Source organism: Pseudomonas sp. GM25 (assembly GCF_000282255.1).
GTDB lineage: Bacteria > Pseudomonadota > Gammaproteobacteria > Pseudomonadales > Pseudomonadaceae > Aquipseudomonas > Aquipseudomonas aphyarum.
The window spans coordinates 108,465-120,067 of record NZ_AKJQ01000038.1 but is presented as its reverse complement, the minus strand read 5'-3'; the positions used below and the strand labels follow the sequence as shown (position 1 = coordinate 120,067).

The 11,603-nt window shown below is 61.9% G+C and carries 9 protein-coding genes; 5 read left to right on the top strand and 4 right to left on the bottom strand.

The genetic code is table 11. From position 1 onward, the window contains the following. Positions 1 to 39: 39 nt before the first annotated feature. A complete protein-coding gene (locus PMI24_RS14755; RefSeq protein WP_007955222.1) occupies positions 40 to 936 on the bottom strand; it encodes a LysR family transcriptional regulator in 897 nt (298 codons plus the stop codon). 163 nt (positions 937 to 1,099) lie between these two features. Here PMI24_RS14755 and PMI24_RS14750 point away from each other — a divergent pair, with 163 nt between their 5' ends. Beyond that, positions 1,100 to 1,849, top strand: a complete 750-nt coding sequence (locus PMI24_RS14750; protein WP_007955220.1) for an SDR family NAD(P)-dependent oxidoreductase — start codon at positions 1,100 to 1,102, stop codon at positions 1,847 to 1,849. A 1-nt stretch (position 1,850) separates the two neighbouring features. Here PMI24_RS14750 and PMI24_RS14745 read toward each other — a convergent pair whose 3' ends face one another. Together PMI24_RS14745 and PMI24_RS14740 are read right to left on the bottom strand one after the other, a co-directional pair. After that, on the bottom strand, positions 1,851 to 2,522 hold the full coding sequence (locus PMI24_RS14745; protein WP_007955218.1) for a paraquat-inducible protein A: 672 nt from the start codon (positions 2,520 to 2,522) through the stop codon (positions 1,851 to 1,853). Beyond that, on the bottom strand, positions 2,519 to 3,115 hold the full coding sequence (locus PMI24_RS14740) for a paraquat-inducible protein A (protein WP_007955216.1): 597 nt from the start codon (positions 3,113 to 3,115) through the stop codon (positions 2,519 to 2,521). The genes PMI24_RS14745 and PMI24_RS14740 overlap by 4 nt, the downstream gene beginning before the upstream one ends. A gap of 176 nt (positions 3,116 to 3,291) precedes the next feature. Between PMI24_RS14740 and PMI24_RS14735 the strand changes: the two genes are divergently transcribed. Next, positions 3,292 to 3,978 carry an alpha/beta hydrolase gene (locus tag PMI24_RS14735; protein WP_007955214.1) on the top strand — a complete coding sequence of 229 codons (687 nt, stop codon included), beginning with the start codon at positions 3,292 to 3,294 and terminating at the stop codon, positions 3,976 to 3,978. A gap of 23 nt (positions 3,979 to 4,001) precedes the next feature. On the opposite strand, the gene gstA is transcribed toward PMI24_RS14735, so the two are convergent. Next, positions 4,002 to 4,613, bottom strand: coding sequence for a glutathione transferase GstA (gene gstA, locus PMI24_RS14730; protein ID WP_007955212.1), 612 nt, complete (start codon positions 4,611 to 4,613; stop codon positions 4,002 to 4,004). Between the two features lie 108 nt (positions 4,614 to 4,721). On the opposite strand from gstA, the gene PMI24_RS14725 reads away from it, so the two are divergent. The 3 genes from PMI24_RS14725 to PMI24_RS14715 all read left to right on the top strand — a co-directional run bounded on the left by PMI24_RS14725 (position 4,722) and on the right by PMI24_RS14715 (position 11,555). After that, positions 4,722 to 5,609, top strand: coding sequence for a transcriptional regulator GcvA (locus PMI24_RS14725; RefSeq protein WP_007955203.1), 888 nt, complete (start codon positions 4,722 to 4,724; stop codon positions 5,607 to 5,609). Between the two features lie 132 nt (positions 5,610 to 5,741). Further along, complete coding sequence (locus PMI24_RS14720) at positions 5,742 to 6,167, top strand: cupin domain-containing protein (RefSeq protein WP_007955201.1); 426 nt, start codon at positions 5,742 to 5,744, stop codon at positions 6,165 to 6,167. 261 nt (positions 6,168 to 6,428) lie between these two features. After that, a complete protein-coding gene (locus PMI24_RS14715; protein ID WP_045121773.1) occupies positions 6,429 to 11,555 on the top strand; it encodes a trifunctional serine/threonine-protein kinase/ATP-binding protein/sensor histidine kinase in 5,127 nt (1,708 codons plus the stop codon). The last annotated feature ends 48 nt before the right edge of the window (positions 11,556 to 11,603 follow it).

The window sequence follows — 11,603 nt, the reverse complement described above, 5'->3', positions numbered from 1 at the left end:
GCAAAGTCAGGTTAGACGAAACGGCGCGATTGCGAGGGCTCAGTCAACCTGCGCAAACCGCTCCACCAGCCAGTCGATAAACACCCGCACCCGATTGCTCAAATGCCGGTTCGGCGGATACAGCACATGAAACGGATACGCCGGCGGCCGCCAATCCTCGAGGATCGGCACCAGTTCGCCGCGCTCGATCGCCGTCCTGACCGTGTAGCTGAAGGTGTGGATGATCCCCAGCCCGGCGAGCCCGGCCGCCAGGTGCGCGTTACTTTCGTTGACGCTGATCAGGCCTTTGCCTTCGATCTGATGGCGTTCGCCGTTGCGCTGGAAGTTCGACGGCAGGATGCGCCCGGTGGATGCCGAGCGGTAGGCGATCACCTGATGGCTGGCCAGTTCGAGCGGGTGGCTCGGGGTGCCGTGGCGTTGCAGATAATCGGGCGTGGCGCAGGTGGTCCAGGACACTTCGCCGAGGCGGCGCACGGCCAGGGTTTGTTCTGTCAGCGGGCCGCCGCGAATCACGCAGTCGACGCGTTCGCTGATCAGGTCCACCGGGCGGTCGCTGACGCCCAGATCAACCTGGATGTCCGGATAGCGTTCGAAGAACTTCGGCAGTTCGGGGATCACCAGCATCGTTGCGGTCGAGCCGCCGATGTCCACGCGGATTCTGCCGCGCGGCAGTCCCTGGGCCTGGCTGAAACCTTGGTCGATGTCGTCCAGTTGATGCAGCAGTTGTTGGGTCAACTGGTAATAGGAAGCGCCGTCGGCCGTGACGGTGAGGCGGCGGGTTGTGCGTTGCAGCAGGCGCACGCCGAGGTGGTTTTCCAGTTGGCCGATCAGTTTGCTGACGGTGGTTTTCGGCAGGTTCAGCGAGTCGGCGGCTTTGGTGAACGAACCGCTTTCCACAACGCGGGCGAAGGTGCGGATCGCCATTAACTGATTCATCGGCTCGGGCTCAGTGGATTGGACTGGCTGAGTATTGTGCATGTCTGTGCACAAACAAAACCGATTTGGCGGATTTTTCAGATCAACCGATCGGCCTAAAGTCGCTTCCAACGGCTCACCTACGACCCGTCACCTTCCTCGAAACGGTTACTGGAGATTCATCATGAGCAACAGACTTGAAGGCAAAATCGCACTGATCACTGGCGGCACCACCGGCATCGGCCTGGCGTCGGCGCAGGAATTCGTCGCCCAGGGCGCCACGGTATTTATCACTGGCCGTCGTCAGGCCGAACTGGACAAAGCGGTCGCCGCTATTGGCCCGCGAGCCATCGGCATTCAGGGCGATGTGGCGAAGCTGGACGATCTGGATCGCATCTACAGCGAGATCGCCGCGAAGGCCGGGCACCTCGACATCCTGTTCGCCAACGCTGGCGGGGGGGACATGCTGCCGCTGGGCTCGATCACCGAAGAGCACTTCGACCGGATTTTCGGCGCCAACGTGAAGGGCACGCTGTTCACCGTGCAGAAGGCCTTGCCGCTGCTGCGCGATGGCGCATCGATCCTGCTGACCTCATCGACCACTTCGGTGCAGGGCACGGAGAACTTCAGCGTCTACAGCGCGAGCAAAGCGGCGGTGCGCAACTTCGCGCGGTCGTGGTTGTTGGACCTGAAACCACGGCGCATCCGCGTCAACGCCATCAGCCCCGGCCCGGTACGCACGCCTGGTCTGGCAGGGCTGGTGCCGGCGGAGCACACGCAGGGGTTGTTCGATCAACTGGCGTCTATCGTGCCGATCGGCCGTCTGGGCGAGCCGAGCGAGATTGCCAAGGCTGCGCTGTTCCTGGCCTCGGATGACAGCAGCTTCGTGAATGGCATCGAGTTGTTCGTTGACGGCGGTACTGCGCAGATCTGATTTAAGTCGCTTGATGCCCCGGCACTTGTTCAGTCGAGTGTCGGGGTTCTTCCGTTTCTTCGTCCGGCGCGTTATCCCAAATCGCGCGCGGGTCGAAACTCATCGCCGACAACATAGTGAACACCACCACCAGACCGAAGAACAGAATCCCCGGTCGCGGCTCGATATCCCCCAGCGCCTGGAATTTCACCAGCGCCGCCACCAATGCGACCACCAGCACATCAAGCATCGACCAATAGCCGATCAGTTCGACGAAGCGGTACAGTTTCGAACGCTCCTTGCGCGCCCAATGACTGTCCCGTTGCACGGTGACCAACAACAAGGTCAGCGCCACGAATTTCACCCCCGGCACCGCGATACTGGCGACGAAGATGATCAGGGCGATGTCCCACGCGCCGTGTTCCCAGAACTCCAGCACGCCGCTCATGATGGTGCTGTCGGCGCCGCTGCCGAGCAGGGTGGTGTTCATCACCGGCAGCAGATTCGCCGGCACGTAAAACGCCAGCGCGGCGAACATGTAGGCCCAGGTGCGGGTCAGCGAGTTGGTCTTGCGCCGGTGCAGCGGGGCGTCGCAACGCGGGCATTGGTGCGGTTCGCCGGTCATGTCGCAGGCAAGCCCGCAGCTGTGGCAGAGGCAGAGGTTGAGTTCGGTTGCCGTCGGTGGTCGTTTCATAGAATGTCCCACAGTTCGCGCACGTCGCGCCCGGCGATGCGGATCAGCAACAGGCTGAGCACGGCCAGCGCAAACAGGCCGATGCCGGGAATGACGTCGAGCATGCCCGCCAGTTTGAACACCGCCACCATCGCGCCAAGTAAACACACTTCGAGCATGCTCCACGGTCGCAGCGTTTCCAGCCAGCGCATGCACAGCTTGAACCCCGGCGAACGGCGCGAGGCGAGGGCGAAGCTCAAGACCCAGATCAACAGAACCAACTGAAAGGCCGGGGCGATGATGATCGAGATCGCGGCGACCATCGCCATGGAGGTGATCGGCCCCTGACTCAGGGCCAGCACTGAATCCCACAGGGTCGCGCTGTTTTTCAGGCCCTTCATGCTGATGCTCATCACCGGGTAGAAATTGGCGAACAGCCACAGCATCGCCGCCGTGAAACTCAGCGCCAGACGTTGCTCCACGCTCAGGCCGTTGTAGCGCTGGAGCACGCCGCCGCAACGCACGCAGAGGGTCTTCTGGTGTTTGGCCAGCGTGACTTTTTCGTACACGCAGTCGCAATGCTCGCAGATGATCAGTTGATCGGTGCTGGCCATGGGGCGCTCGATGGAGGAGGGCTTGAACCCCTTCACTATAGAAGCGCTGGGGCATTCAACAACTGTCATATCCCGAAACGCACCTTTGGTCTGGCCGGCGGGCGCATCGGCAGAACCGCTCCATACTCCTGAGCGCCATTGGTAAATCGACCTTCATGAACAGCAGGAGAAAGGCCATGAGTGAAAAGCCGACGATTGTGCTGGTGCACGGTTTCTGGGGCGGTGCCGCGCACTGGGGCAAGGTCATTGTGGAACTGTCGCGCAAGGGCTACAGCGCGATCCAGGCCGTGGAAATGCCCCTGACCTCGCTGGCCGACGACGCCGAGCGCACGCGCAAGATGGTCGCCCAGGTGAACGGGCCGGTGCTGTTGGTCGGGCATTCCTATGGCGGCGCGGTCATCACTCAGGCCGGTAATCAGCCGAATGTGGTGGGCCTGGTGTACATCGCCGCGTTCGCCCCGGATCAAGGCGAAAGCCCCGGCGCCATCACTCAGGAACATTTGCCGGCCGCCGCACCGAATCTGGCGCCGGACAGCGACGGCTTTCTCTGGCTCAAGGCCGACAAATTCCATGAAAGCTTCTGCCAGGATCTGCCGGCGGATGAAGCGCTGGTGATGGCGGTCACGCAGAAGGCGCCGCTGGCCAGCACCTTCGGCGATGAAATCAACAATCCCGCGTGGAAGAACAAACCGTCGTGGTATCAGATTTCCAGCGAGGACCGGATGATTCATCCGGACAACCAGAAGCGCATGTCGGCGCGACTCAACGCGAAAAAGGTCATTACCTTGAACGCCGGCCATGCGTCGTTGGCTTCTCACGCGGCGGAAGTGGCGGCGTTGATCGACGAAGCCGCCAAGGCCTGACGACGGCCGCGCAACCGGAGGTTTCACACCGGTTGCGTGGCTTCCTCTTCCGCGATGGCCGCCCGCACGCTGGGCCGTTCGGCTATGCGCGTCATGTAGTTTGCCAGCGCCGGCCAGTCTTCGATGGCGATACTGAATGTCGGCAACCACTTCAGCACCGTGAACAGATAGGCATCCGCTACGCCGAACGCCTGCATCAGAAAGGGCTGTGTCGCGAGGATGCGGTTCAGGTAATCCAGACGCTTGAACAGTTTGTGCTTGAAGATCGTTTTGGTGGTTTCCGGGATTTCGCTGCTGAACAACGGCGCGCTGCCCCCATGAATTTCCGAACTGATGAAATTCAGGTATTCCTGCAAGCGTGAGCGTTCCCAGGTGCCATTGGCCGGGGCCATCGAATGACCGGGTACGAGGTCGGCGAGGTACTGCAGAATCGCCGGGCCTTCGGTCAGCACTTCACCGTTGTCCAGCATCAGCGCAGCCACGTAGCCCTTCGGATTGATCTGGCGAAAGTCCCGGCCGTCGGCGGTTTGCTTGGTCTGGTTGTTGACGCGGATCAGCTCGAACGGCAGCGCCAGCTCGCGCAGCACAATGTGCGGCGACAGCGAACAGGTCATGGGGGCGAAGTACAGTTTCATGGGATCCCCTTGCAGGTAGAGCCTCAGAATCCGCTATCGCCGCGCCGCTTCGCAAAGGACAAATCCAGTGCTAGCGTATGACAAAATCTCATGGACTGAAGAGGTCATATGCTCCCCCGACTGCCATCGCTCAACGGATTGCGAGCCTTCGAATGTGCGGCCCGGCACCTGAGCTTCACCCGCGCCGCTGAAGAACTGAACGTCACGCAGACCGCGATCAGCCATCAGATCCGGCGCCTCGAAGATGAACTTGGCGTGCGTCTGTTCATGCGATTGAAGGACGGCTTGGCGCTGACGGAGGAGGGCAATGCTTATTTTCCCGGCGTTCGTTCGGCGTTTCTGGAGTTGCGCCACTCGACCGAGCGTTTGCTGGAGGCGAACGACCACAGCGTCCTGACGATCAGCACGCTGGTGTCGGTGGCGTCCAAATGGTTGTTGCCGCGTCTGCCGTCGTTTCGCGAGGCATATCCCGAGATCGATGTGCGGATCAGTGCCATGACCCGACTGGTCGACTTTCGTAAGGCCGGGATAGACGCGGCGATCCGCTACGGTAACGGCGAATGGCCTGGGCTGCGGGCGGACTGGCTGATGTCCGACGAGATCTTCCCGGTGTGCAGCCCGCGACTGCTGACCGGCGACAAGCCATTGAAGACGCCGGCGGATCTGGCCCATCACCCTTTGCTGCAAGTCAGCGGCCTGACCGCCAATGACTGGAACGACTGGCTGCACGCGGCAGGCCTGCCACCGCTCACGGCCAAAGGCCCGCGATTGACTTTCGATCTGGCAATGATGGCCGTGCAGACCGCGATTGACGGGCAGGGCGTGTGCATCGGTCGCTCGACTTACGTCGATGACGATTTGCGCGCCGGGCGACTGGTGGCGCCGTTTGATCTGCGGCTGAAGTCCAGCTCGGGTTTCTACTTTGTCACGCCCCATGAAAACGCCGAGTCGAAAAAGATCGTGGCATTCAGGCAATGGCTGTCAGAAGTGCTGTGAGTTGTATGCGCGTGTATCAATCCTGCCGCCATACACAATCGGGTAACAAACCCCGACCTCAGGACACATCCCGCGTACATGCCTCGGTCAAAGTAGTCGTCAACACATCACTACTTCCAAGAGGGCAACATCATGCGCCGCACACTTCTGATGACCGCTGCCGCCGTACTCGTTTCGCTGACCGGCCTTGCCCACGCGGCTGACACCCCATCCGCCGCCCCGGCGAAAAGCTGGCAACAGGGCCTGAGCCGTACCGATCTGGTTCGTCAGGATCTGGGCGCTGCGGATCGCGAAGTGATCCAGGCTCGTGTCGACTTTGAACCGGGCGTCACGTCGCCCAACCATGCGCATCCAGGTGTGGAAGTGGCTTACGTGATCAGCGGCACGTTCGAGTATCGGCTGGAAGGTCAGGCACCGGTGACGCTCAAGGCGGGGGATTCGCTGTTCATCCCGGCCGGTGTGGCGCATATCGCGAAGAATGTCGGTAACGAGAAAGGCTCGGAGCTGGCGACTTACATCGTCAAGAAGGGCGAGCCGCTGCTGATTCTCAAGCAGTAACGCCCCGCCATAACGAAGAAGGCCTGCCGATGTGGCAGGCCTTTTTGCGTCTGACGTCCCAAGCCGGGCAGTCTGGAATGGAACTGCTCCCTTAACACCTTCGTTTGATTGCCGCGTGTCGGTTTTACTGCAAAGATTTTCGTTGGTTTTTCCCCCTGCATTTCTCTCAGCTACGGTTAGCAATGGTGCCGAACGGCATACAGGTAACGGTGCCCCATGATCCAGCGATTACCAACGGCTGCGACGGCGATGAATGAAGGCATGCAGATTCTGTGGGACGACGGAGAACGCATTCTCCAACGGGGCAGACGTGCCTCTGGCAGCTGCGAGGTTGATGTCCTGATCGCCTCGCTCGCGGCGGAGCAACCATCGGGCGCCAGCGTCGAGCGTCTTGCCCATGAATTTTCCCTGAGAGACCAATTGGACGGCGACTGGGCGGCGCGTCCTCTGGAGCTGTCGCAGGACGATGGCCGCGTGCAACTGGTGTTCGAAGATCCGGGTGGTGTGCCGCTGGCCCGTTTGCTGACGGCTCCCCTGGACGTTGCGACGTTTCTGCCGCTGGCCATCAGCGTGGCGGTGGCGCTGGGCAAGTTGCATCGGTGTGGCCTGATTCACAAAGACATCAAGCCCGCTCACCTTCTGGTGAATTGCCCCGACGGCCACGCCCGACTCACCGGTTTCGGCCTGGCATCGCGCCTGCCTCGCGAACGCCACGCCGCTGAGCCACCCGAGACGTTGTCCGGGACCCTGGCCTATATGGCCCCGGAACAGACGGGCCGGATGAACCGCTCGGTGGATTCGCGCAGCGACCTCTATGCCTTCGGCGTCACGCTTTATCAAATGCTCACGGGGTCGCTGCCGTTCAGCGCCGCCGACCCCATGGAATGGCTGCATTGCCATATCGCGCGCACGCCAATGCCGCCGAGTGCGCGCGTGGCGACGGTGCCGGAGATGCTCTCGCGAATCGTCATGAAGTTGTTGGCCAAGACCGCCGAGGAGCGTTATCAGTCTGCCCTTGGCGTGGAGCAGGATCTGCGCCGTTGTCTGGCAGGCTGGCATCAGCAGCACGTGGATGAGTTTGCGCTGGACGAGCAGGGGACATGCGACCGTTTGCTGATCCCCGAAAAACTCTACGGCCGAGAGGCTGAAGTCCAGACGCTGATCGCCGCATTCGAACGGATCGCCGTCAGCCGCCGACCGGAGCTGGTGCTGGTTTCCGGCTATTCGGGCATCGGTAAATCCTCGGTGGTCCACGAGCTGCATCAAACTCTGGTGCCGGTGCACGGGTTCTTCGCCAGCGGCAAATTCGACCAGTACAAACGCGACGTGCCTTATTCGACCCTGGCCCAGGCGTTTCAAGGACTGGTGCGCACGCTTCTGGGCCAGAGCGATTCGCAGATGGCCGGCTGGCGCAACGCGCTGCTGCAAGCGCTGGGCGCCGAGGCGCGGCTGGTGACGGACCTGATCCCGGAACTGAAACTGATCATCGGCGATACGTCGCCTGTGGCGGATCTGGAACCGCCACAGGCGCAACGCCGGTTCTTGCGGGTATTGCGACGGTTCATCGGCGTATTCGCCCGCGCCGAACATCCACTGGTGCTGTTTCTCGACGACTTGCAGTGGCTGGACGTGGCGACGCTCAATTGGCTGGAGGAACTGCTGACCCGTTCCGACTTGCAGCACTTGATGCTGATCGGCGCCTACCGCAGCAACGAGGTGGATGCCTCGCACCCGTTGAGCACCCGGTTGAGCGCCATCAAAGCGGCGGGCGGCCGGGTGCAGGAGATCACTTTGTTGCCGCTGGCCGGATCGCATATCGCGCAATTGGTCGCCGAGTCGTCGCGTTCCGAGCAGCCGTACATCGCACCGCTCGCGCAACTGATTCTGGACAAGACCGCGGGCAATCCTTTCTTCGTCATTCAGTTTCTGCAAACCCTCGTCGAACAGGATCTGCTGGCCTTCGACCATGACCGCAGGCAGTGGGTCTGGGACGCAGAACGTATTCACGCCAAGGGCTACACCGACAATGTGGTCGATCTGATGCTCGACAAACTGGCGCGGTTGCCCGCTGAAACGCAGCAGGCGTTGCAGCAGATGGCCTGCCTGGGCAACGTCGCGGATGTCGCTTCGCTGGCTACCGTTCTGGGCCTGCCTGACGGGCAGGTTCACGGGGTGTTGTGGCCGGCGGTTCGTCACGAGTTGATCACGCGTCAGGACAGCGTCTATGGGTTCGTTCACGACCGGGTCCAGGAAGCCGCGTATCTGCTGGTTGATGAGGCTTCCCGTGCGCAGCATCACCTGCGGATCGGGCGTTTGCTGGTAGAGAAGACGCCGGCAGACAAGCATGCAGAAAAGATTTTCGAGATGGTCGGCCAGCTCAATCGTGGCGCCGTGCTGATGGACCGACAACAGGAGCGCGAACACCTGGCGCAGTTGAACCTGCTGGCGGGCGAACGGGCCAGGGCATCGACGGCCTACGCTTCGGCGCTGACGTATTTTGCCCAGGGCGCAACGTTGCTGGATGAGGGCGGCTGGGAGCATCAGCGTGAATTGATGTTTGCGCTGGAGTCCGGGCGGGCCTTGTGCGAATTCCTCACCCGGCAATTAGGGGCAGCCGAAGCACGCCTGCGGCAATTGTCACGCCGTGCAGAGTCCTTGATCGAACGCACCCGGGTCGCCTGCCTGCAAGCGGATCTCTATCTGATTCTGAACCAGAGCGACAACGCGGTGGCGGTGTGTCTGACTTTCCTGCGTTATCTGGGGATCGAGTGGTCGCCTCATCCCGATGACGACGAGGTGCGTGACGAATATCAGCGGATCGGGCAACGGCTGGGCGAGCGCTCCATAGAGGTATTGATCGACCTGCCGCCCATGGTGGATGAAACCGCGCTTGCCAGCCTTGAAGCACTGACCAAGCTGATCGTCACGGCGGTCCACATGGACGGCAATCTTCCGGGCCTGGCCATGTGCCGGGCGATCAACCTGAGTATCGAATACGGCAACAGCGATGCCTCGTGCGTGGCCTATGCCAACGTGTCGCGGATCGCCGGGCGGCGGTTTGCGGACTATCCCGCCGGCCTGGCGTTCGCGGAGCTGGGCTGTCGGCTGGTCGAACGACGCGATCTGGAACGCTACAAGGCGCGCACGCAACTGGCGTTCTGGCTGTTTGCCAAGCGCTGGGCTCAACCGATACGCACCTGCCTTGAACCTTTGGCCCAAATATTTGAAGTGGCGAACCGCACCGGCGATCTGCCGATTGCCGCGTTTACCGGCAACAGCCGGGTCTCCAATCTGTTGGCCACCGGCGAACCCTTGGCCGGGTTGCAGGAAGAAGCCGAGCGCGGGCTGGCGTACGCCAGAAAAATCGGCTTCGGCGTGGTCATCGATTTCATCGAAACCCAGTTGGCGTTTATCCGGATGCTCCGGGGCCAGATGCCAATCTTCGGCAATATCGGCCCGGGAGCGTTTTCCGAGCGCCACCCCGAGGATCACCAGACCTCGCTGGTCGCCATTTGCTGGCACTGGATTCGCACCTTGCAGGCCTGCTACTTCGCCGGCCAGTACGAGGCAGCGGCAGAGGCCGGTGCGGCCGCTCGACAATTGCTTCGCTCATCGCACTCGTTCCTCGAGGAGGCAGAATATTGCTTCTACCAGGCTTTGACCTTCGCCGCCCTGTGCAGCACCAAGCCTGCCGGAGAGCGGCACGAGCAACTCGAGGTCATTACCGCGCAACACCGGCAGTTGCAGGTCTGGGCCGAACTCTGCCCGGACAATTTCGCCAGCCATGCCGTGTTGCTGGAGGGGGAAATTGCCCGACTTGAAGGTCGATTGCTGGAGGCCGAGCACTGCTACGAGCAGGCGATCGAACTGGCTCAGCGCAGCGGCTTCCTGCAGATCGAAGCATTGGCCAACGAGCTCGCCGCGCGCTTCTATCAACACCGTGGATTGCAAAAGATTGCCCGGGTCTATCTGCAGGATGCCCGCTACGGCTACCAGCGCTGGGGTGCCGAGGGCAAGGTTCGACAACTGGAGGCGGAGCACCCGTTTCTGCGGGTTGAAACACCGCTGCCCGGTCCCACCAATACCATCGCCACACCGGTCGAGCATCTGGACTTGGCCACCGTGTTGAAGGTGTCACAAGCGGCCTCCAGTGAAATCGTCCTCGAAAAGCTGGTCGACATGATCATGCGCACCGCGATCGAACAGGCCGGCGCGCAGCGCGGCGTGCTGGTCCTGACGGAGCAGGGCGAGCAGCGGATCGTCGCCGAGGCAACTACCCGCGATGACACCACGCAGCTGGATCTGCGTGATGCGCCGGTGGCGGCGAAGCTGCTGCCGGAATCGGTCCTGAACCACGTGCTGCGCACCCAGGAAAATCTGGTGCTGGATGACGCGTTGGCCGAACCATCGTTCGCTGCCGATCCGTACGTTCGCCAGCATCGCGCGCGCTCGGTACTGTGCCTGCCGTTGCTCAATCAGGCGAAGCTGATCGGCGCGCTTTATCTGGAAAACAACCTGACGTCACGGGTATTCAGCCCTGCACGAATCGCTGCGCTCAGGCTGGTCGCTTCGCAGGCGGCGATCTCGCTGGTCAATGCGCGCCTGTACCGCGATGTCGCCGAGCGCGAGGTCAAAAGCCGTGAGAGCGAGCAGCGTTATCGCGAGATACAGGCGGAGCTGGCCCATGCCTGCCGCGTTGCGACGATGGGGCAGCTCGCGGCCTCTATTGCCCATGAAGTCAGTCAACCGCTGGCCTCGACACTGGCCAGCGCCCAGGCCGCGCTGCGCTGGTCGAGTGCCGCGCCACCTAACCTTGAGGAGACTCGCCTGTGCCTGGAGCGCATCGTCAAGGATGCCCATCGGGGCAGTGAGGTGCTGGACCGCATTCGCGGGCTGATTCGCAAGGCCCCTCAGCCGAAGGAGCCGGTCAACTTCAACGAGGTGATTGGCGAGGTCATCGAGATCACTCAAAGTCAGGCGCAGAAGGGTGGGGTTTTGGTCGAGGCGCAGATGGCGTCCGGTTTGCCACGGGTCGATGGCGACCGGGTCGAGCTGCAGCAAGTGGTGCTCAACCTGGTGATGAACGCCCTGGAAGCCATGAGTGGAGCAGGTGTCGTCAAAGGGGAGCTGCGCATCCGCACGCAAACCAATGAAGCGGGGCAGGTGTGGGTTTGCGTCAGCGATTCGGGACCGGGTTTCGGCGCGCATTCGATCGGGCAGTTGTTCACGCCGTTCTACACCACCAAACCCACGGGGCTGGGCATGGGACTGTCGATTTGCCGTTCGATCATCGAGACCCATGGCGGCCAATTGTGGATCGAGGCCAATCAGCCGTGCGGTGCGATCGTCCAGTTTGTTCTGCCGGCGGATGCCGTACTGCTTCCGTGAGCACAAAAAAAGGCGCCCGCCAAAATAACCGTGGCGGGCGCCTGGGAG